Origin of the sequence: Vreelandella rituensis, assembly GCF_003336665.1 — a bacterium.
GTDB lineage: Bacteria > Pseudomonadota > Gammaproteobacteria > Pseudomonadales > Halomonadaceae > Vreelandella > Vreelandella rituensis.
This window is the reverse complement of record NZ_QPIJ01000034.1, coordinates 1-22,316: the sequence shown is the minus strand read 5'-3', so window position 1 is coordinate 22,316 and position 22,316 is coordinate 1. Positions and strand designations below refer to the sequence as shown.

The 22,316-nt window shown below is 54.5% G+C and carries 16 protein-coding genes and 2 pseudogenes; 7 read left to right on the top strand and 11 right to left on the bottom strand.

Annotated elements, in window-relative coordinates; translation table 11 throughout:
• The first annotated feature begins 49 nt into the window (after positions 1–49).
• The 4 genes from DU506_RS13535 to DU506_RS13520 all read left to right on the top strand — a co-directional run bounded on the left by DU506_RS13535 (position 50) and on the right by DU506_RS13520 (position 6,747).
• A complete protein-coding gene (locus DU506_RS13535) occupies positions 50–1,867 on the top strand; it encodes a DUF262 domain-containing protein (RefSeq protein WP_114487441.1) in 1,818 nt (605 codons plus the stop codon).
• The gene (locus DU506_RS13530) at positions 1,864–4,056 is read left to right on the top strand and encodes a DUF262 domain-containing protein (protein ID WP_114487440.1); all 2,193 of its coding nucleotides are present in this window, start codon (positions 1,864–1,866) and stop codon (positions 4,054–4,056) included. The genes DU506_RS13535 and DU506_RS13530 overlap by 4 nt, the downstream gene beginning before the upstream one ends.
• Before the next feature lie 291 nt (positions 4,057–4,347).
• Positions 4,348–5,658, top strand: a complete 1,311-nt coding sequence (locus tag DU506_RS13525; protein ID WP_114487439.1) for a protein NO VEIN domain-containing protein — start codon at positions 4,348–4,350, stop codon at positions 5,656–5,658.
• Positions 5,659–5,775: 117 nt separating this feature from the next.
• Entirely contained in the window at positions 5,776–6,747 is a 972-nt protein-coding gene (locus DU506_RS13520) for a nuclease-related domain-containing protein (protein ID WP_114487438.1), read from the top strand.
• A 15-nt stretch (positions 6,748–6,762) separates the two neighbouring features.
• Here DU506_RS13520 and DU506_RS13515 read toward each other — a convergent pair whose 3' ends face one another.
• From DU506_RS13515 to DU506_RS13480, 8 genes and pseudogenes are all read right to left on the bottom strand, one after another.
• On the bottom strand, positions 6,763–8,487 hold the full coding sequence (locus DU506_RS13515) for a class I SAM-dependent methyltransferase (protein ID WP_114487437.1): 1,725 nt from the start codon (positions 8,485–8,487) through the stop codon (positions 6,763–6,765).
• A gap of 96 nt (positions 8,488–8,583) precedes the next feature.
• Positions 8,584–9,486, bottom strand: coding sequence for a 3'-5' exonuclease (locus DU506_RS13510; RefSeq protein ID WP_114487436.1), 903 nt, complete (start codon positions 9,484–9,486; stop codon positions 8,584–8,586).
• Positions 9,487–9,523: 37 nt separating this feature from the next.
• Positions 9,524–10,177, bottom strand: a complete 654-nt coding sequence (locus DU506_RS13505; RefSeq protein ID WP_114487435.1) for a poly-gamma-glutamate hydrolase family protein — start codon at positions 10,175–10,177, stop codon at positions 9,524–9,526.
• On the bottom strand, positions 10,174–10,413 hold the full coding sequence (locus DU506_RS13500) for a hypothetical protein (RefSeq protein WP_114487434.1): 240 nt from the start codon (positions 10,411–10,413) through the stop codon (positions 10,174–10,176). Before DU506_RS13500 ends, DU506_RS13505 begins: the two co-directional genes overlap by 4 nt.
• A gap of 184 nt (positions 10,414–10,597) precedes the next feature.
• Positions 10,598–12,676 carry an exodeoxyribonuclease V subunit alpha gene (gene recD / locus DU506_RS13495; protein WP_220254387.1) on the bottom strand — a complete coding sequence of 693 codons (2,079 nt, stop codon included), beginning with the start codon at positions 12,674–12,676 and terminating at the stop codon, positions 10,598–10,600.
• The gene (gene recB, locus DU506_RS13490) at positions 12,676–16,476 is read right to left on the bottom strand and encodes an exodeoxyribonuclease V subunit beta (RefSeq protein ID WP_114487433.1); all 3,801 of its coding nucleotides are present in this window, start codon (positions 16,474–16,476) and stop codon (positions 12,676–12,678) included. The genes recD and recB overlap by 1 nt, the downstream gene beginning before the upstream one ends.
• A gap of 56 nt (positions 16,477–16,532) precedes the next feature.
• Positions 16,533–17,473 (bottom strand): annotated as a pseudogene (locus tag DU506_RS22695) (hypothetical protein).
• A 960-nt stretch (positions 17,474–18,433) separates the two neighbouring features.
• Positions 18,434–18,629 (bottom strand): annotated as a pseudogene (locus DU506_RS13480) (transposase); the annotation flags it as partial.
• Between the two features lie 250 nt (positions 18,630–18,879).
• Here DU506_RS13480 and DU506_RS21685 point away from each other — a divergent pair.
• Both DU506_RS21685 and DU506_RS13475 read left to right on the top strand, forming a co-directional pair.
• A complete protein-coding gene (locus tag DU506_RS21685; protein ID WP_181870768.1) occupies positions 18,880–19,020 on the top strand; it encodes a hypothetical protein in 141 nt (46 codons plus the stop codon).
• Positions 19,004–19,357 (top strand): hypothetical protein, encoded by a 354-nt coding sequence (locus tag DU506_RS13475; protein ID WP_220254385.1) that lies wholly within the window; start codon positions 19,004–19,006, stop codon positions 19,355–19,357. Before DU506_RS21685 ends, DU506_RS13475 begins: the two co-directional genes overlap by 17 nt.
• A gap of 628 nt (positions 19,358–19,985) precedes the next feature.
• On the opposite strand, the gene mobI is transcribed toward DU506_RS13475, so the two are convergent.
• On the bottom strand, positions 19,986–20,537 hold the full coding sequence (mobI, locus tag DU506_RS13470; protein WP_114487430.1) for a conjugative transfer protein MobI(A/C): 552 nt from the start codon (positions 20,535–20,537) through the stop codon (positions 19,986–19,988).
• A 188-nt stretch (positions 20,538–20,725) separates the two neighbouring features.
• On the opposite strand from mobI, the gene DU506_RS13465 reads away from it, so the two are divergent.
• Positions 20,726–21,082 (top strand): hypothetical protein, encoded by a 357-nt coding sequence (locus DU506_RS13465; protein ID WP_114487429.1) that lies wholly within the window; start codon positions 20,726–20,728, stop codon positions 21,080–21,082.
• Between the two features lie 261 nt (positions 21,083–21,343).
• On the opposite strand, the gene DU506_RS22815 is transcribed toward DU506_RS13465, so the two are convergent.
• Positions 21,344–21,667: an IS3 family transposase gene (locus DU506_RS22815; protein WP_422822334.1), complete on the bottom strand. Its 324-nt coding sequence runs from the start codon at positions 21,665–21,667 to the stop codon at positions 21,344–21,346.
• Positions 21,668–21,750: 83 nt separating this feature from the next.
• Positions 21,751–22,011, bottom strand: a complete 261-nt coding sequence (locus DU506_RS13455) for a transposase (protein ID WP_114487427.1) — start codon at positions 22,009–22,011, stop codon at positions 21,751–21,753.
• Between the last annotated feature and the right edge of the window lie 305 nt (positions 22,012–22,316).

The window sequence follows — 22,316 nt, the reverse complement described above, 5'->3', positions numbered from 1 at the left end:
AGCAAGTAGAGAACCCCGTAAATTTCGTTAAAGGACAAGAAGGTTACCTATGCCAGTACGCAATGAACTCGTATTGAAGCCTATCAGTGAACTGTTGCAGAAGTCTTTTTTCATCCCGGCTTATCAGCGAGGGTACCGCTGGACACGTCGGCAGGTCAGTGAGCTGCTGGACGATATTGGCGAATTTCAGAAGCAGAGCGAAGAAAGCCCTAAGAGTGTGTTTTATTGTCTTCAGCCCGTAGTTGTAAAGCAGCGCGATGGAGAATGGGAGTTGGTTGATGGCCAGCAGCGGCTGACGACGATTTATATCATCCTTAATTACTTGAAGGATATTGCAGCACTACTTGGTAAAGAGTCATACCGCCTGCGCTATGAGACCCGCCCAAATAGCGCCGCTTTTCTTGAAGATATCAGCGAAATCCGGCACCAGGAAAATATTGACTTCTTTTATATGTACGAGGCTAAGCAGGCCATTCATGAGTGGTTTGAAGCGAGGGACGGCACCTATAAGCTTAAGTTCCTGCAAACTCTGCTGAACGATGACGAGGCTGGAAAAAATGTTAAAGTGATCTGGTATCAGATCAATGAAAGGATTGACACGACAACTGTATTTACTCGGCTTAATTTGGGGAAAATCCCTCTTACCAATGCAGAGCTGGTTAAAGCACTTTTTTTAAAGGGTCTAAAATTCAATGAGAACGAGCACTACTTCGGTCAGCTCAAGATTGCAAAAGAGTGGGATGAGATAGAGCGAGCACTACAGTCAGATGATTTCTGGTTTTTTATGAGCAACGAGGAAACTGAGGCAAACCGCATTGAGTTCGTGTTGGAAATTGTGACTAAGCAACTTCCTTCTGCTGTACAGTCCATTCCCATGCATGACCCCTACTATATTTTTCTAACATTTTCGCGTTGGCTCTCGGAAAGCAGTGAGCCAATCGATCGCGACTGGGAGCATGTCAAACGCTGTTTTATGACTCTGAGAGAGTGGTACGAAGATCATACAATCTTTCATCTGGTAGGTTTTCTCGTTGCAAGGGATGTGTGTGTAAAAAATATAAAGAGCCTCTTTCAGGATTGTTCGACCAAGCGAGAGTTTCGTCAAGCCTTGGTAGGTATGGTATTTAAAAAGGCATTTCCTGATCTAGTACGTGGTGATTACGAAAGCCGAGGGTCGCTTGCGAAAGCGATTGAGGGAGAGCTTACCCAGTTCTCCTATGATTCGGGTTCTTCGAAGCAATCCCTGGTTTCCGTACTCTTGCTGTTCAACATTGCTACGCTGCTGGCCAATCCAAAAACCAATGCGCGCTTCCAGTTTGATCGCTTCAGAAAAGAATCTTGGGATATTGAGCATATTCGCTCAGTGGCAAGTGAGATGCCAGAAAGTAAGGAGCGTCAGAAAGCTTGGCTTGGGGGCGTAGTTAATTATATTGAGAACGAATTTGAAGAAGTACCTGATACCCTATCAGAGGACTTGAATAATATCCTTGCAGATGCCAAAGAGGTGCAGGCTGGCGAAACATTCGATACATCTGCTTTTGAGACCCTCTTTAGCCGCGTGCTTGACGTGTATGCGCCAAATAATAATGCAGATTTGGATCATTCTATTGGTAATCTGACGTTATTAGACAGTTTTACTAACCGAAGTTATAAGAATGCTATTTTTCCTATTAAGCGTAACCGAGTGATTGCTCTAGATAAGACGGCTACGTTTGTTCCTTTGTGTACCAAAAATGCCTTTCTCAAGTACTACAGTGATCGGGTTGGCAACATGATGTTCTGGGATTCACAAGATAGTAAGAATCATCAGCAAGCAATGACCGAGTTATTAACCAAGCTATTCTGCACGGAGGATCTAATCGCATGAAAGAGGGGAGCACGCTGACATTCGTTGAATTGATCAATAAGGTTGACTCCATACAAATACCCATACTTCAGCGCGATTATGCACAAGGGCGTGAAGAGGTAACGGAGGTTCGCCGACAATTCTTGAACTCGATTAAGCGAACGCTACTGGATGAGTATTCCAGTCAGCCACTTGATCTTGATTTCATTTATGGAAATTTTGAAGGTTCAGGTCCATTCTTTTTCTCTGTGCTTGATGGGCAGCAGAGGCTAACGACTCTGTTTCTGCTGCACTGGTATCTGGCAGTTAAGGAAGGTCATTTGAGAAATTTTCAGGAATCATTTCTTTCTGACTCAGGATCGAAGTTTACTTATAAAGTGCGCGTGAGTGCTTCTGAGTTCTTTAATGCTTTGGCAGCCGCAGATGATATCGTTTTAAGCAAAGGGCAGAATTCTATCTCTGACCTCATTGTCGATAGGCAATGGTTTTTTCTTTCTTGGCAGTCTGATCCTACCGTTAAAGCCTGCCTGACAATGCTGGATGCGATACATCAGCATTTGTTTGATTGTGAAGTGAGTATGTATGAGCGTCTGACCGATACGGAACAGCCTCGCATAATTTTTCAATACCTGAACCTGGAGTCTTTCGGCCTTTCTGACGATCTTTATATCAAGATGAACGCTCGCGGAAAACCACTTTCTGACTTCGAAAACTTTAAGGCCTGGCTCTGCAGTCATCTTGAGAAAATATCTGCCGGGAAGAGAATTGAACGAAAACTTGATCAGCAGTGGACAGATCTTTTCTGGAAAATTAGCCAAGAATTGGATGTCGAATTCGACCGACTGTATCTTCGTCTATTCAATTTAATGGCGTTCTACCAAGCCTGTGAGACGGTTGAGGGTGGGTATGAGGCCTTAGATCAGACATGGAAAACATGGCTGCAGCGTTTGAGGACGACGTCTGGCTACATTCCCGCAGATGATTTTGAGATGTTTGCCTCTTTTGACGAAGAGAACCTGCATAGAGTCGAGCTCGTACTTGACTACTTTTTCATGAACTCGGCAAATGATGATGCTCTTCAGGTTTTTAAGGATGCAGTCACCAGCGATGATTATGTGAGCCAAACGAAGTTCTATTCATGCGTCAGGTTTATTCAGACTATCGGATCTTTGGAGAATTGGACAGAGGAGGTCGAAGAACATTTTTCTCGTTGGAATCGCGTGACAGGCAACTTGATTAATAATCATCGTATCGATGAGCTTTCTCCGTTTATTTCTTCAATTCGTGGCCTTGTAGAGCTTTCAAAGCATCATCAGGGATTGTATGAATTTCTTGCTGAGAATGTCCTAGAGTTTGGATTTTCGAAAGAACAGCGGGAGGAAGAATCACGAAAAGCTAAATTAATTATTAGCGACCAGAGCTGGGAATCCCTGCTGGCTAACTACGAAAAACACTGTTACTTGCAGGGTAAAGTCGGCTTCCTTCTTGATATGGCCATTGATGCTGAGGAGATGGTTGCTGATCAGATTAATTTTAAGAAAATGGCGAGCAAAGTAGCGATATTATTAAGCGACAAAATTCTTCGCTCGAATGATTTTCTACTTGAGCGCGCATTACTTACTCTGGATGATTACTTGGTTCAGGATAGAGGTAATCGCTACAGTTTCTGTATTCCTAATAGAAGTACCTATAGGGAGCGGTCAGAAAATTGGCTCAGGGTCGTTAAGAAAAAGGCCTTTAAAAGGCTAGTGCGTAAGGTCGGGAAGGATGTTGAGACGTCGTTGAGAAAGATTGTCGCCAATGCGAATTGTGGCGGTTGGCGGCAGTTAGTGATTGAGCATCCTGAGGCAATTCGCTATTGCAGTCGACGCCTAATACACAAGAAAGGGAACCAAATCTACCTTCTAAGCAAGTCTACATTCCGAGGTTATCATGCTGAATTGAGGACTTTTATCCTTGAGAGACATCTGCGTGAGATGGACAAGGAAGAAGAGCTGTCGGCTGAAATCTCGGATTTTGGTTACATTGAGGTTTACGGTGACGAGTCTGCGTATCTTTGGATCGAATGGGAAGATGAAGATTTCTACATTTATTATGACATTGAGGGCTTTACTCTATGGGACGATGAAGAAGATCCAAACCAAGTGGAGATGCCGGTTATTCTAGAAAATTTGATTGATGAAGTTTTTCCAGAAGAGGCATTGGCGTGAGTTAATTTTGATAGTTAAAGTGCGCTATTAAAAAGCTTGAAGGTACTGCGGGGCTTTTTTCCCCTGCACCGTATTTTTTGTTGTTTTTGTGATAAAACTTGCTGCCTACCCACTGCTTGTAAGAACAATACGGCTATTGTCGCCACTGACAGCTAGTTGTCCGGTTGGGTAAATCCTTTGATGTTCAGATATCCAACGTTGTTTAATGGAATCGCCTCTTGACCAAGTGCCCCATTCAACGCGTTAGCCAACAGGACGGGTGAATATTGGTATTCATGAAGGCCTAATTTGATGATCCTACTCGACTACGAAAAGCATTTCTCCTCGCTACGCCTGCATGCGGTGAGGGGAAATAGCAGCCCGCATAAGGTAGCCATGCTGCTGGCGGTAATCGAGCTGATCGGCAGCGGCGAGATAACGCAAAACCGGATTGTCTTTGATGATGCGCTCAAGCAATGTTACTTAGCGTGCTTTGTACCACTGGCATCGGCTGCCAATAAGCCCAATTCGCATCATCCTTTTTTCCATTTGCGTAGTGAAGGGTTTTGGCATCATAAAGTGCGACCGGGGCAGCGTGAAAGCTATCAGCGCTTATCCACGGCGTCATCGCCAAGTGTGCTCAACACGCATATCGCTTATGCCTACCTGGATGACGCGCTGTTTGAGCTGCTTGGCAACCGGGTGGCGAGAGAGCTGTTGAAAACCTCACTTTTGCAAAATCTGGATGAAGAGGCCAGGCGTAACATATTGCGCCCTGAGCGCGGTGGCTGGGACTGGTTGGAGTGTGAGTTTCTGGTTGGCGACTACATAGCCATGTTGGAAAGAGAGCTAGTGGGTGCAGCGTACACCAAGGCTGAGCATCGTCGGGTGCTGCAGCCCAAACTCAATAACCGCTCTGAAGGCTCGATTGAGTTCAAGCATCAAAACGTTAGCGCGGTGTTGTTAGAGTTGGGATTGCCTTATATCCCCGGCTACAAACCGGCGTTTAATTATCAGCGGCAGTTAAAGCAAGTCGTCCTGTCTTATCTTGCTGGGCATCAGCCGTTGCTGGACGACGTTAACCGTGCGGCGGATACCGCTTCTGCGGTAACAGATAGCCAAGTAACGTGGGATAGCGTCTTTGACCCGGAGCCCCCAGAGCGGGTGCCAAGCGTGGCAGAGACGCGGCCGAGTTATCTGGCTAGACACATCAACTTTTCCGAGCGTGAGCGCCGCAACCGCGAGCTGGGCCAGCTCGCGGAAGCGTTTGTTCTCGACTTGGAAAAGCAGAGGCTCACGACAGTAGGACGCGAGGATTTGGCCAAAGAAGTGGAGTGGTCAAGCCAAAAGCGTGGTGACGGGCTCGGTTTTGATATCCGCTCGTTCGATGCTCAGCGTGACGAGGAGCGGTTTCTAGAGGTGAAGGCAACGCATTCCGGCAAGTATCAGCCATTTTTTATTAGCGAAAACGAGCGGTCGTTTTCCAATGAGTACGCAGCAGCCTTCCGGCTATATCGCGTTTATACCTTTGGTACGTCACCAAGGCTGTTCATTTTGCCTGGCGCGGTCGAGCGCCACGTACAGCTGTTACCACAAAGTTACCAAGCGCGTTTCAGTGGATAGCAGTGTGCCCTGTCCAACAACATAGGCGATCATTTGTCAGCCAACTACGCGGTATATTTCGGTAGAATACGGCAGCAGAAAAGGTGCTGCCAGACATTGAATAGGGAAATTAGATCGATGATTCTCAAGGAAAAAGACACTTTTACCGGTAGCGACAAGCGCCTTCAATACGGCCATCAGCAAGAAAAAGATGTGGCTTTTCACCTGCGCCGCGAGTTTGGCGACAAACAGCAAGTTCTGATCTTTAACGATCTACGCCTGACGCATAACGGCGAGAATGCTCAGATAGACCACCTGGTTGTCTATCCCTTCGGCTTTATCGTTATCGAATCCAAGAGTATCAACGGTGAGGTGAACGTCAACACAGAAGGTGAGTGGTCGCGTAGTTATCGCGGTGAATGGCGCGGGATGCCATCGCCAGTACGCCAGGCAGAAATGCAGCAGACACTGCTCAAAGAACTGCTGCGCGCCAACGTCGAAAAGTTCGTGCGCAAGCTGCTTGGTGTTCAAGGCCAGGTCGGTGGACGCGAATGGCGTGTGCTCTGTGCCGTATCAAGTTCGGCCATTCTGGACAGGGAAAACATGCCGTCGAAAATTTCGGATGTGACGGTGAAATCCGAGTTTGTGGCTGAACGTGTAAAGAAGTGGGTCGGCTCACTGGGTACATTCTCTTCACTTAAAGGGCGAGCCCGTTTCAACGAACGGGAGCTTGCTGACCTTGGTGATTTTCTTCTGACGCAAGATGCCCAAGCGAGACAAACGGTCCCGCCGCCCGAGATCAAGGCACCCGTCGTGGTGCCGGAAACATCAGTACAGGAAACTGCTGTTCCTCTATTGGTGTGCAAGCATTGCGGTGAAGATCATGCACTCGAGGATCGCTATGGCAAGTATGGCTATTTCGTTAAGTGCGGCAGCTGCGGCAAGAATACACCGATGAAACCGCCTTGCCCCGCATGCGATTCACGCTCGGTTGTCGTTAACAAACGCGGTCCAACCTATGCGGCCACTTGCAAGGCGTGTCAGCATCAATTTGTACTCTTTCAAGCCGCAGTAGCCGAGCCTGTGCAGTGCATTGAAACGTCAAAGTGAAGGAGATTTCTTCTGTCAAGTTGGAGACAGCAGGGGAATGCCCATCCATTCCGCCAGCTGTTGATTTGCTTTCAACCGCTGGCGCTGCAGTAGCGCACTTTCAAACAGCTCATCCAGCGATGAGGTCCGTGTGGCGAGTGGCAGTGCTACGCTCGCTTCGTCGCGGAATTGCTGTTGGATTCCTTGCTGATGGTCCAAGTAGTCCCACCAGTGCAGGATATTCTGTCTCGATTGCTGCATGACGTGAGCGGCAGGCAGTCGGTCGGACTTTGCCCGGTTGGCTTTCTCTGTAGCGGGCAACAGGTTCCAGAGGTCGTTGTTGTTCCAGCGTGCCCAGGGAAAGCAGTGATCCACTGCGTAGGCACGGCGGTGCAAATCCTGGTGCGACCAAACGCAGGGCAGGGGCGCTGTGTCTTGCAAGCGCGTTTTCACGAGCTGGCGCACCTGTTGTGTATCGCGTCGGCTTTCCTGCCACTGCAGTGCCTGGTGCAATTGGCCAATCTCATAGTCTGCGTCATAGCGCTGCATCAACTGCACCCACTCATGCACAATCGCAGGCTCTAGCCAGCAAGCATACCGACTCATGCAGTCCCATAGGGGTGTAGGAATACGGAAGGTGCCGAAAGCGGAAAGTGTGTGGCTATCGAGTCGTACAGGCTGCTCGCGGATGCGCATTCCCTGGGCGGTACCGTCAAAGATAGGGCGCTGGCTACCCGGCCAGGTGATGTAGTGGGCAGGCATCTTGAGGATCGTCTTGCTTGCATCGCGAATTGCCCGCATCACAGTCGCTGCTGCACGGGGGTCGAAAAACGGCGCTCCAATGCGCAAGTCGTGCGGTGAAAAGTACTTCAAGGCATAAAAGTCGTCTTTGGCGAATCCGTAGGCTTTGCTTCCCGGCGCCTGACGGAGTTGGTGTTCCAGCAACAACGGACGATAGAGCTTGATCCAGTAAAGCCCCACGGCACCCAGCGGCACGGTCACCCATTCGTCTGTCCGTGAAATCACGATACCCGGTGCACTGTCCGCCAAGCGTGTTAATGCACGCAGCAACCCCAGTTTGTAGGACGAGGACTTACCGTCATTGACGATGATATGTCGCAGGGTGGGCAGTGCCCCGGTACCATCATCGGGAAGCTTGAACACCCGCAAATGCCAGGCCACGCCCTCTCGGCCTAGCTGGTCCTTATTCTGACTAGCGTGTAACGGCAACAAGGCCAGGTTCTGTGCCCATTGATCCAGCGCAGGGAGGTTGACCGGCTGAAAATAACGCTCATCACCGCTTCTCCCTTCACGGCAGGTAATGACCAGAAGGCCGCCGGGCGCAAGCAGGGATGACAACACTCTTAATGCCCGCTGCTGGTCGTCAGGGACCAGGTGCATCCAGACCGCTGATACCAATATCAGCTGAAAACGCTGTGAGAGCTGGCGGACACGTGAAAGAGCCGGCAAGGTATCATTTAGCCAATTCACGTCACTGCCTTGCGTGTGCGCCAGCCCTAGTACGCGCATTTGCTCGGCTGGTTCGACGGCAATAACCTGCCAGCCACGCTCAGTGAGTGCCTTGGCATCGCGCCCGCTGCCCGCACCGACATCCAGTGCCAGACCTGGCTGCTCTGGAAGATGATGCAGCCATTCCCCGTGAACACGCTCAAAGCTCACCGAGTGATACTGGTCAAATAGCTGTGGAGCATGATCGTCGTAGTAGTGATGGGCGGAGGAAGCTGTGCGGTGAATGGCCATACCAGGTCCTTGGTGTGTGCGTCGGATTTTTGACTTGGCATTTCCAGCCGTGCAGCCGAGAGAGCCGCTTGCTAGCGGCATTCTGCTTCGTACAGTTTATATACCTTTGAATCGGGTGCGGGCCGTCTGAGGTTCATAATGTGCCTGCTCCGCTCCCCGGGCGTAGGTGGCATTCAGGAAGGACTGCTCTTCCTCGACGGCATTGGCATCCACTTCGGTCCACCAGCTTTTATTCGGTCCTCTGTCACCCGAGTGCCAGCGGTAGCCCCTGGCTTTCAAGGCCTCCTTCACATCAAAGGGAGCGCCAAAGGCGCGTATGATCACGGTGCGTTGGCGCGCACTGACCAGTAGCTGGGTAAACGCCGCCGGGTTGATGTGCATCAGCCATGCAGTGGCCAAGCAATCCACTTCTGCGCGGTGGCCGCCATAGAAAAAGCCGTGCTTGAGCAGCAGGTATTCCAGCTTGCGTCCTTCATAGCCCAATTCCTTCCATGGAATACCGTTGGCCGTACAGGCCCAGCCGCGCTCAGCAATAAAGGCAAAACGTCGCTCCATCATCGGGCGATCAAAAGAGGCATTATGCGCGATGACCAAGGGGTCTCCCTCAAACCACGTGGCGATCTCACCGTCGTCTATGCGCTGACCGGCCACATCGGCATCCGTGATGCCAGTGATTCGAGTGATCTCCTCGGGGATCGGCTTGCCGGGGTCTTCGAAATGGCTGAGTGCGCCAGAGATAGATGTGATACGCCCCGCGCTTGGACTGTAGTCACCGCGTACCAAACCCAGCTCGATAATGCTGTCCGCCTCGGTATCCAGCCCGGTGGTTTCCACGTCGGCTACGACAAAGGGACGTTCGTCACCCACGGGCGGGTGTAATGCCAGCGGAAAGGTGACAGCGGCTTTGGTTAACGGAACGCGTTCCAGAAGCCGGTAGTCGTCGGGACTGGCCTCGATGTGGGGAATTTCACTCAGCGCAAACGCCTCTGACTGTGACATACCGACCTCGTTTGTAGGGTGAATGGCGATGAAATTATTACAATCCATCTAGGCTATCACTGTCGCTCAGTATTTTCCGTACGCTGTTAACGAAGGTACGCCGCTTTCGACGCGCAAACGGGCAGATCCGTAGCCGCGGGGTGAGTTCCAGCTGCACGCCGCCCTGCTGGCCGCGGTTGCAGATATTGTCACGCCCGCGGCCATGAAAAACAGGATGGGGGCGGCTCTCGATGCCGTCATTGTTGAGCTGGCGTTCGAGCTGCTGGCAGAGTTCGAGGTGATCGCCACCGGTATAGGCGATGGCACCTCTGTCCATACAGCCGTGAAGCGTCAACACCACGGAGGATCGTCGGGCTAATGCCATGGCAACCGGCTCATCGAAGGCCGTGCTGGTAATGTGCAAATCCCAGTTATGACGGGCCTTCTGCCCATTGAAACAATAATAATTGAACGTATCGCCCGCAATTTGCTTGGCCAGTGACGAAGTGCCGGGTTCAATCTTGCCACCGTGAATCGCCATGATGGTGATGGGCGAGCCACGGTCAGCATACGCAATCGAAAAGGCACCGTCGGGCTCGTGGCGCTCAAGCGAAGCAAAACTGCCATAGCGGTCGCCACGCTGGCGAATCCAGCCTTTTTGGCGTAGCCAGGCCGTGAGCCGCTGGCGCATGGGTTGAAAACGACGATTCACCGCTCGACATCCTCACTATATGAGGCACTGCCGATCTCGGCATTGTAGTAGCAGCGCCAGGCATTACCTTGGCGGATGGAAAACTCGCCGCGGATATAGATCTCCTCGCGCGGGGCATGAGCGAAGCAGCCCTCTAGCTGGTCTAGGCGTACCCGTTGGTCGGGGACGATGGAATTGACCTCGACCACGGCGCTTGGGCATGGACAGCGCTGAATATCGCGTTGCAATACATTCATCACAGCCTTCTCCTTCATTGGCGTAATGGCGGGCCGCGCATGGCTGAAGGCGCCTGGGTTCAACAAGCGCCCAAACGCAGCAGTTGGCTGGCGGTGATCGGCGTCGCTGAGCGGCCAGGTACGGCTGCCCTTGGGTGTAACGTGAATTCCACGCCGAGCAGCTGCCGATACCCGATCCTATGGATCACGCAAACAGCTGACTGTGGCGCTGGATGCGCCGTTCGATGGCGCGTGCCAGCAAGCCCTGCTCGGTTTCGTCGCCGGGACTGAGCAGCGTAAAGGTCTTCTTCGCCCGGGTAACCGCGGTGTAGATCAGCTCCCGGGTGAGAATCGGTGACAGCGTATCGGGCATGACCAGTGCCGTGTGGTCAAATTCCGACCCCTGGGATTTATGCACCGTCATGGCGTAGACCGTCTCGATCCGCTGAAGTCGGCTGGGCAGCACCCAGCGAATGCCGCCCTTGCCATCGGGAAAGGCGACACGCAGGGTGACGCTGCTGTCGTCAGTGGCTGAGTCAAACTGCTGTGGCGCATAGAGCGTGATGCCGATATCGCCGTTCATGAGTTTCAGTCCGTAATCATTCCCCGTCACCAGCACCGGACGGCCTTCGTACCAGCGGGTAGTGTCGTCAGGTTTTTGAACCAGCCCCTCATGGGTCAGCGCCTGCTCGATACGTTCGTTGAGTGCGTTGACGCCGTAAGGACCCTGGCGCAGCGGCGTCAGCAGCTGAAAGGCCGTGTGTGCCTTGAGGATCGCTTTTGCCCAGGCATCCCACGTGTCTTTACCAGCAGTGGCCGCGGGTCGTTGCTCCTGGCGGCGGACCTCCGTCAGGTAGTGGCGCAGCCCCCGAGCATCCTCGCTATCCTTGCGTCCTTCTATCGCGAGTGATGTGAGTGCCTTGTAGGGCGCGCTGGCCGACAGCTTGATGCGTGCCAAGTCGGTGTACTGCTTGCCGGTGATAATCGCCAGCGCTTCGGGTGCATTGCCGGCGTTGATTGCCTCTGCCAGCTGACCGATGCCGCTGTTGCCCTCAAAGCGAAAGCTATGGCGCAGCTTGGCCACGGTCTGATCCAGGGGGCGTCCTGCCTCGTCCAGGTAATCGCTTGCCAGCGAATAAGCCGTGGTGGCTTCGACCCAGCGCGCCGTGGCGTCCCGGTAATGGCCCGCATCGGCACGCTGACACAGGTTGCCGAGCACAGCACCCGCCTCGACGGACGCCAGCTGATCCTTGTCACCGAGCAGTACCAGGCGTGCGTGAGGCGGCAAGGCATCCAGCAGGGCAGCCATCATCTCGATATCCACCATCGAAGCTTCGTCGACCACAACCATGTCGAACGGCAGCGGACGCCGCGCATGGTAGTAGAAATGGCGTGTCGTCGGTCTTGCACCCAGCAACCGGTGCAATGTCTTGACCTCCTTGGGGATCGCCGCCTGAGCGCCTTCGGGGAGCGCGATCTTGCTCAGCGCATCGACCTGTTCTGCGATGGATTCATTCAGGCGAGCGGCGGCCTTGCCGGTAGGAGCAGCCAAGGCAATGCGCAGGGTCGCTTGGCCCGTTTGAAGCGAGAGACTCTGCAGCAGCGCCAAAAGACGAATCACTGTGGTGGTCTTGCCCGTGCCGGGCCCCCCGGTGATCACCGCAAAGGGCGTGCGTGCGCCCAGGGCGCAGGCAATTTTTTGCCAGCGGGCGTTAACGGCATTTTTCTCGTCGGGTGAAAACAAACAATCAAGCAGCGCCCGGGCATCGGCGGGTGGCCAGTCGGTAGTCTGCGCCACCCGGGCGTCGACGGCAGCAGCAATGCGCTGCTCGTGGCGCCAGTAACGGCGCAGATACAGCCGCGTGCCCACCAGTACCAGGGGCTCGCTGCCCGCGCCAGTGCCCACGGCAGACCAGCGGCTTAGCGCGGTCTCCCAGGAGGAGGCGAGGTTGCTAGAAGCAAGGGCGGTAATGACGCGTTCGGGCGTAACGAGTTCGGCCTGGGTGTCCTGCGGCTGTACGGCAATCAAGGCGCGCGGTGTCGTCTGCAATTGCTGGAGATCCAGCAGCAGGTGACCCTGACCGGCCAGGTGGCTGACGAGCGCTGCTGCGAGCAGGCAGGCGCTATCCGCCTCGGGGCTCAGCTGGGCGAGCTGATCGGCGAAGGCGGCATCCAAATCGCGTATCCAGCCGGCTCGAGCCCAGTCAAAAAGCAGGGTGAGCAGCGCTTCGCGGTCGCTGGCCAGATGTTCAATATCCGGTGCGGGAATGGCGATCATCGTCATCAGCAAACCTCCGTGTTTTTGGCGTCATTCTTGGAATCGTTAGCGACCGTGGCCGTGTCCTGGCCGGCCATCATGGCGTCAAACCGCTCGATAAAGACGCGCGGTGGCTTGATTTTCAGCACACCGCGGGTCGGGGCATGAATGCCGCGCAGAAACACCAGCATCGCCCCACCCACATGACGGTCATAGTCGTAATCGGGCAAGGTCTGGCGCAGGTGACGGTGCAGCGCCAGCAGGTAGACCGCCAGTTGCATGTCGTAGCGCTTATCTAGCGCAGCGTGGGTGAGCGCCTCGTCGGTATAAGCGCTGTCGCTGGGCCCCAGCCAATTGGATTTCCAATCGATGACGTAATACTGCCCGTTGTATTCGGCCAGCAAATCGATAAAGCCCTTCATCAGGCCGTTAAGCCGTTGGAAGCCCAGTGTGGGGCGTGCTTCGTTGGGAAAAAGCGTTTCCCTTACCAGCTTGTCGAGCACCGGGGTCTTCGCATTGGCAGTGGCGAACCAGAAGTCCGGCTCAGCGCGGTAGTGGGACAACGCTGACAGCATGGGGCCATCGTGGCCTTTCGCGGCGAGCGGCGTATTGAGCCAGGCGGTGATGCCGTCTTCCAGCACCGAGGCGTGCGCCTCCCGTCCACGCAGGGTGCAGCGCTGCTTCATGCGGGCGATCAAACGCGGATCATGCTGGGGGCGGGCAAAGCCTTCGTTGGCGAGCGTTTCCAGCACGCCATGCAAGAAGGTGCCGGGGTTCGGCCCGCGGGGGAAGGCGTGCAGAGTACCCGCTTCTTCGGGCGAGCCGCTAACCAGTGTCTGGCGTACCGGCTGATGTTCTTCGTTCTCGACTTCCGCCTTAGGGGTTTCCGGGGCGTTGGCGCCTTTTTGTTGCAGCGACGAGTAGCTTGCAATCCACCACGGCGTGAAAGCGCGGTGGCTGGGGGTACGCGCGGATTTGAGTGCCTGACTGGCCGCCGGAGGTTGGTAGGTGACGTTGTCGCTGACGGCCGGGCTGTGGGTAATGCCGCTGCATGCCTTGCGGTGTGTCTCCCAGGTAGCTTTTAGGCTCTCCAGGTCCGGGAGTTTTTGTCCGCCGGCCAGCAGGTAGCCGATCCCCGATTTCTCTAGCTGCGCGGTCTTGCTATTGCCATGCTTGAGCGGTGCGAGACCCACGAAAGTCGCGTGCCGGGCGCGAGTGAGCGCCACGTACAGCAGCCGCATCTCTTCGGACAGGCGCTCGTCGTTGGCGGCGTCGAAACTGGCTTTGGCCTGATCCTTTTTCGCCGCCAGTTCCAGCAACGGCCGGTCGTTGTCGTCATGGAACAGTGGGGTGCCCCATTTACCGTTGATCTCGTTGAACGAGCAGATAAACGGCAGTATCACGACCGGGTACTCAAGCCCCTTGGCCTTGAAGATGGTCACGACCTGAATCAACCGGGCATCGCTTTCCAGACGAAGGATCTGCTCGTCCGCGCTGGGCTGTTCGATATGTTCGCCCAGCACACGAATCAGCGCATGGTCCCCATCCAGGGCGTCGCTGGCGTTCTGCGCCCACTCGGCCAGATGCAGCAAGTTGGTGAGGCGGCGCTCACCTTGCTCGGTAGCCAGCAATCGCTCAGGCACCTTGTAGTCGTGCATGAGCTGGCGCAGCGCCGGGAGCACGCCACGCTGTTGCCAGCGGGCGCGGTAGCCGGCGAATCGTTCCTGGGTGGCTTCCCAGTCCAGCTCATTCTGCTGGAGGGCATCAAGCTGGTGAAGCGAAAGCCCTAAGGTGGTGGTCACCAGGGCGGTGCGCAGGGTCGCGACGGCATCCGGCTCGGCCATCGCCTTGAGCCAGCGCCACATATCCTGGGCCTCCGCGGTGGCAAAGACGCTATTGCGATCCGACAGGTAGACGCTCGCCAGATTGCGCGCGCTCAAGGCCTCGCGAATGGCTGCGGCCTCCTTGCGATCGCGCACCAGAATGGCGATGTCGCTGGCTTTGAGAGGTTCAAAGGGCTTGTCGGCGTGCTGAAACCCCGCCTCGCCGTGCTGGGCCTGATTCAGCCAGGTGGCGATCTGATTGGCGCAGTGACGGGCCGCCTCGTTGAGATAGCGGTCTTTATTGATGGGTTCGTCTTCGTCGCCCACCAGCCAGGCGGTCAGCACGGAAGCGGGTTCACCGCCGAGCCTGAGTGATTCCGCACGGCCGTTGGCGTCAACACAATGAAACGGCATGGGGTTGTCACTCGCAGCCCCCTCCACGGCAAAGCGGAAAGCGCCGCGTGGGAAGTCCTTTTCTGCCTGCTGGAACAGCTGATTGACCGAGTCGACAACGGCCTCGCTGGAGCGAAAATTGGTGTCGAGGGTGTGGTGGCGTGGGGCTGTCGCAAGGCGGGCTTTTAGATAGGTGTAGATATCCCCGCCACGAAAACCGTAGATCGCCTGCTTGGGGTCACCGATCAGGATCAAGCTCGACGCCGGGTCGTTATCGGCGACGCGATAGATGGCGTCAAAAATTCGGTACTGCGCCGGGTCGGTGTCCTGAAACTCGTCGATCATGGCCACCGGGAACTGTTCTCGTAGCCGCAGGGCGAGAACCTCACCGCCATCACCGCTCAGGGCATTGGCCAGTCCCTGGATCATGTCGTCAAAGCCCATCTGCGCGCGCAGGGCGAGCTGCTCGGCAAGCCGTGCTGACACCCATGCGCGGGCATCGGCCAGCACCTGAGGCTTGAGGTCTTGTACTTGCTCGTCGAGGGCCGCCTCGACCTCATGCCAGTGATCCAGGGCTGTGTGAAGATCAAAGTCGGGCAGGGTGGCACCCTTGTTGAGCTTGAACTTGCTCGCCGCGAGCTTAGGGACAAAGCTTGCGTCCTCAAGGCTTCGTTCACCACGGCCCCAGGCCGCCAGCTCTTCCAGCCAGCTTTCAAACGTAGCGTCATCGTTTTTACCGCGAAACGTGCTGCCATTGAGTTGGCCACGCAGGTCACGCAGCGCCTGATGTATGGCATCGGCATCGTTTGAGTAGGCGTCACGCGCCCGGGCCTCGGCAGGCGCGCGCTTCTCGCGAAGAGAGGTCAACGAAGCCAGTTGCTCGCGCAGATCACCCGGCTGCAGCGGCTCGCCGTTCAGGCACAGGATGGCATCCCGGCGTTGCAGCAGGGTACGCAGCGCACTGTGTAGCTGAAAGGGCGAGTCAAACAGCGCCATCATGGCGGCGGCCAGCGCTTCGCTGAGTGGGTAGACACGGGTGCGCCAGTAATCGAATACCGCTTGCTGTGTCATCTCGGCAAGGTCTTTGACCACTTCCTGCTGGAACAACTTGCCGCTATCAAAGGCGTGTTCCTTGAGCATGCGTTGTGCCCAACTGTGGATGGTGGAGATCGCGGCATCATCCATCCACTCCGCCGCAACTTCCAAGCGTCGGGCGCAGTGGGGCCAGGTCTTCCGAGGGTAGTCATCGCGCAGCGCGGCAAGCAGGGGGTCGCTTTGGGCCAGGCCGTCATCAGGCTCGGTTTGGCGGAACGCATCGGCCGCCTGCACGAGCCGGGCGCGAATGCGGTTGCGCAACTCTTGGCTGGCCGCTTCGGTGAAGGTCACCACCAGGATATCCGGCGGGACCAGCGGCACGTGAAAGCCGTTATCTTGCGGGTGGCTGTCGTCGTCGGGCTGGCCGTGACCCAACACCAGACGCACATAGAGCAGCGCAATGGTGAAGGTCTTGCCGGTGCCGGCGCTGGCTTCGATCAGTTGGCTTCCGCGTAGCGGCAGCTCCAGTGCCAGCGGGCGTGAAGACGGCTGAGTGGGCGTTTGTGACAGCGACATCAGGCAGTCTCCTCGGTATTGGTCGTCTTGGTGGTGGCAGCAGTGGCGTTGGTGATTCAGTGGTGAAGGTCGCCGTAAAGCGCTCGGCAGGTGGGCAAGAAGTCATCGCAGGCGAAAAAGGCCTCCAGCGTGGGCAGCTCGCGCAGGGTGAGCGGGCTACGCTGCGACAGGGTGCCAAAGGCCTTCTCCCAGGCCTCCATGAGTTTTATGTCTTCCTGCAGGGTGTCGATATCCGGCCACGGCGTATCCGGCGCCGGAGTCAGGTGATCCAGCACAGCAAAGGCGAACGTCGGGTAAACCGGTAGCGGTGCCTGCATGGCGCTGAGCCATTGCTGGATGAGGCCGTCAAGCCATGTCGTGGCCTTCTCGGCGGGTATGCCTGGGATCTCCAGCGTGCCGTTGGGTGAGACCAGCAGTGTCGGGGTGTCGGGGTGGGCAAGCTGAAGTGCCAGATGAGCGGGCCAGTGGCGGGTGATCTGGGTCCAGTGCCAGCTATCCCCCTGATGGATCTGGCTGGTAAGCAGCACCAGGCGGGCCGCCCCCGCGTCGCCCTGGTAGATGTTATCGAGAGTGTCTTCCAGGGTGATCGCGATGGGATCGGTGTGGTTCGGCAAGACCACCTGGCAGACATGCTTTATCGACGGTGCCGGCTGCATGGGCTGAGGAAAACGCATCAGCTGCTGGCGATAGTCTCCAAGAGTCTCCGGCAGTCGCTCCAGCAGCTGCTGTCTCATGATCGGGCCGACCGGGGCGGGGGGTAGTCTCCGGCACGCTGACGCTGATCTTCCACCTGGGCAAACAGCGTTTCGAGATCCACCTCGCGTTCGCTTGCGGCACGTTGGCCGAGAGGTTGCAGCATCGCTTCACGCTGCTGCCATTTGGCCAGTCCCTCGAAGTGAAACGGCTCGTCGTCTTCATTATCGGCGTGTTCGTCACGCATCGTGGTCGAGAGGCGTTGCTGAAACAGGGCACTGACGGGGTCGCTCAGCAGGGCCATGAGCGCAGTGAGTTTGATGCTGTTTCCCTCGGGTGCCCACAACGGTAGCGACAGGTGGCTAGCTGCGGGGGAAGCGCTGTCATCATCGCGATCACGACGCACTTCCTGCCATTCCCGTGCGTAGGTGAATAGCGTCGAGTCGGCGTCAAAGTACCCATGCCCGAAAGGCTGTAGCGGGTGTGCCGTGGTCAGCGTGGCCAGCAGCGCTTGCTTGTGCTTTTCGCGCTCGCTAAAGGTCAGGGCCACCGAGCCAGCTTGATCGGGCAACCGCCACCCGGCGGCCAGATGGTCGCGCAGTTGGCCGACCAGCACACTGGTCGGCTGCTCGCGATTATCCTGGGCGCTGAAACCGCACCAGCTGATCACCAGCCGTTCCCGGGCAGAGAGCAAGGCTTCCAGAAAGAGGTAGCGGTCATCGTCGCTCCGTGAACGATCCCCGGGGCGATAGTGACCGCGAATGGCCATGAGGTCGAAGTCAGGCGCCTCGCTATTGCGCGGGTAGGCACCGTCCTGCATGCCGAGCATGTACACCTGACGAAAGGGAATGGCGCGCATCGGCATCAAGGTGGCGAAGGTGATACGGCCCACGATGAAGTTTTGGGCCAGCTGCGGCTCGTCGGTGCGCGAGAGCCAGCTCTCCCGCACGATGGCAAGGTTCAGCGGTAGCGTCACGTCGGCGTCCTGGATTTCCTGCTGCCAGCTTTCCAACGCCGTGTGTACCTGCCCCAGGAGTTGCTCTTCACGTGGCGTCGTAGGGGAGAGCGTGTCGCTGAGCAGGCGGGCAAGGGTGGTGGCCCACTCATGGACGTCTTGCGTCACGTCCAGGCGTTCACGGTAGCTGTCCAGGGTGCGGACCAAACGATAGAGCGAACCGACTAGCCGCACATCCAGTCCTGCCACTTCATCAAAGGGCACAATGCCTTCCCAGTCGTCACCGTCTGCGGCGGGTTCACCCACTGCATAGCCCATCAGCATGCGCTCCAGGCCGATTGGCGGCCGGCCCCGCGCCTGCCGAATTCGGAAAGTAGGACGGCGACAGTGCGTCGATCAGGCGTTGCCATGGCACCAGAGCATTCATCTGGGCCAGGAACCGTTCTCGGCGGGTAACCTTCTTCTTGTTCTGGTGCTCAGCCTGGGCAAACGAGATCTGCTTCATCGGGTGGCTCTGTCAGACGGTGGCAGGAAGGTCAGATTATACCCCGCCGATACCCATCAGGCAGCTGCGGCGGGATTTGTGCAGCGTTTCCCTAGGTTGCTCGCTGATCTGCTTCAAGCAATTCAAAAGACAGTTTTGAAAGGAGCTCTAAGTACATTGTCAATGCAGTTAGATTCTTTCAAGGTATGACTTTCGAAGCCAAAACAGGACTCTAGCAAAGTTTTTTAAACTTTATTATAGGAGCAAGGGAATGAAGCATCAATGGATTACCGCTGCAGCGTTGGCAAGCGTTGCACTCTTCATAACACCCGCAGTAGTGGCCGCCGAAGATGACACGCGGCTATTCAAGCACTGGCACTACGGCCAGCACATAGATGACTTCCCGCTCTAACGCAGCATTTTCCAGTCCTGCTAACTTTACTTCAATGGGCAATTTTGGATGTGCAATGATGGTTATAAACGCACTGGCAATAAATGCAGAAAAAACACAAGCAGAAATTGATAGATTTAATGCGGATTTAGCTGAAATAGCTAAGCAAAAAAATCTCAGGGTTAAAGGAGTAAGTGGAGAGGCTTGCGATATAGAGCACCATGAGCAAATGTACGCTTTTAAATACATTATGTTGATTTTAATTGTGATTAAAGCTACGCGGGCGGTTATTTTTATTCATGCGAAACCGAAATTTCTTATAGTTTGGAAACTGATTACCGTGGGGGAGGGAATATAAATGTAGAAGTGGAGTGTGAGATAAGTGTTTCTTATAAGCACGCCTCAGGAATGGTAGGTGGAGATAGCGAAAGCGAATACTACAGTTCTAGCTTAAGTTCTTTTGGTAGTAGCTCCGAATATATGGATATAGACTTTTCATTTTATTCTTTTGATGAGGTCTATAGCCGGTAGAACAGCGGCCCACGAACAAGTGATGACGACAATTTCTCTCTATTGAACGCAAGCGCAATGATGCTACTTGCCTCCAGACAACCGAATTCCTTGTACGTTATTTCGTCATCAAGGCCTTCGAACGACCAAGATAGATCACAAACCAACTCTTCTATAGTTTTTTTCACGATACCTCCCTACGAGTATCATACCGCTGCACGAGTATCATACCGCTGCACGAGTACGATACCCGTCTACGATGATCCAGCCATATTGACACGATCCGACAACAGTGTGTTTTTGCTAGAAAGAGCACGCACAAATGCCAGAACAACGAACCGGAGCAAGTCGAGCGACCATCAAGCGCCTCAGGAGCCGCCAGAGGCCTTCGCCCGCACCCTGACCCCGCCGAACAGCCCGAAAAGCCGCCAAAAGGCCCCTGAGGGGCCTCAGAGCGGTGCTGACCGAACCCGCCACTAGCCTTCATCGTGATCACCCCACCCGGCCTTGAGTTCGCGTCTTGCTAGCCGAAGGTTTCTCCGGGCTTCAGACATATAGATGAACGCTTTTCTGTTAATTTGATGATGATCTTCGAAACCGAAAGCTAATTCAGACTCCCACGCCGCCGCAAACTTAAAATCTCTCTTTTGATAACGGAACTTGCCTGATCGTTTGACGTGATCGGCAAAATAACTGCCTTTTTTCTGCTGAAAGATATTTCGAAGATACGCAATTTCCAACGTTCCATTTTTAACCCTGACGCGATGCCCTAGAGATACCTGCTCACCATCCGCAATCTTCTCCTCGACTTCACGCCAGAAAATATCGGCAACAATGCGCGAATCCAAACCAACGAGATTAACCAGCTTTTCGATTTCGTTAAATACCAGGTCGAACGACGACTCGCTTGCGAGCCGGATATCATCCTCATCGAGCGCGTCCCTCGCTGCCACCGCATCCGGCTCGATTAACTCCTGAATACGCTCCAGCGTGAACACACCATCCTGCGCAGAATTCTCATGGGCCATAAAGGTCTCTCCCCCCAGTTAATAACTAACTGGGCCATAACATTGATGTAAGCCAGATTTCCGAGTGAAAAGTACGACAAAACCAGGCTGAGGGCAACCCGCACGCTATATTTTAGGTCAATGTTCCCGCCCAGTTAGTTAACTGGGTGGAGGGGGGTCTTGCGCCCAAAACGGGCCATTTTTGGAAAATGGCGCAGGTCAATGTTCCCGCCCAGTTAGTTAACTGGGTGGAGGGGGGTCTTGCGCCCAAAACGGGCCATTTTTGGAAAATGGCGCAGGTCAATGTTCCCGCCCAGTTAGTTAACTGGGTGGAGGGGGGTCTTGCGCCCAAAACGGGCCATTTTTGGAAAATGGCACAGGTCAATGTTCCCGCCCAGTTAGTTAACTGGGTGGAGGGAGGTCTTGCGCCCAAAACGGGCCATTTTTGGAAAATGGCGCTGGTCAATGTTCCCGCCCAGTTAGTTAACTGGGTGGAGAGAGGCTTTCCGCCCGAAAGCTTGCTAACCGCTTGCCGCGAGCAGGATACTCGTGCAGAGGTATCTTGAAACTTACTTACTTACGGTGTGACTTTAGAAACGTAGGTGCCCACAACTAAATATTGAGTAAAATATAAGTCTTCAATACCAATTTTTATAGTGATAATTGTTGGTTATTTGAATGTGTTTATATGTTTTTTCAGCTTTTTTGTGGAAGCTTTTTTATATAAAAAATGAAGATTTTATATATAGATATTTTTAAAAAGAGAAAGCCGTATATACAATAGTTAGGACAGTTTCATGACGCAATAGCGCCCTAGTTTTACTGTGTCATAAATAGACTTTGCTACAATGTAGGAATGATATTTGATGTGGCAACAGTTTTTTCGAGTTCGTCGTTGCCTTGAACTTGCGCCTTGTTTTGCACACCAAGCCTTCCTCCTGCATTAATCGGCCAATGCGACGCCGACTGACTGATTCATTATCTTCAGACAGCTTCTGCTGGAGACGGCGCGTCCCATACGTCGCTCGGCTGGCTTGATGGTGTTTATGAATGTTGGCCTTCAACGCTTCATCTCGCTGGTTTCTCAAGCTGGGTGACCGTAATTGCCACTCGTAATAACCGCTTCGAGAAACGTCAAACACCCGACACATCAGAGCGATGCTGAATTCGCTCTGATGGTGCATGATAAAGATGTATTTCAGCGTGATTCTTTGGCGAAGAAGGCTGGCCTTTTTTAACAGTCCCGCTCCTCCTTGAGTCGGGCATTTTCACGACGCAGTTGTTTTAGCTCCTCATACAGATGCACGTCATTTACCTGCTTACCGGAGCCTGGCGGTGGTTCGCCGTGAAATTTATTGATCCAGGTGTGCAGTGTATTAACGTTCACCCCCAGTTCTCGGGCGGACTGGGCAACTGGCTGATTCGATTCTATCGCCAGTTTGACGGCACCTTCTCTGAATTCGTCGGTATAAGAATTGGTTTTCTTCTGAGTCATGACACACCTCTATAAGCAGGAGATATTACCTGCGTCTGTGTGTCCGGGAAACTATAGCCACTTCAGTCGTTTAATGGATAACGGGCATTGCTGCCTCTGGGATCAGGAAGGTTATCAACCCGCTTTATTCATCACGCCCGCGGTAGCGTCATTATTTAGCGCTTTACGACTACGTAATCCGAGTTTTGTGGCTATCTGACGTCTTCTTGACGGGGTAACGATGCAATATTGTTTTTTAGCGCTCCTTTTTTATCGCGCCTTGGCATAGATAGCCGCCTCTTACCCACGACGTGTTCTCGGCCGTT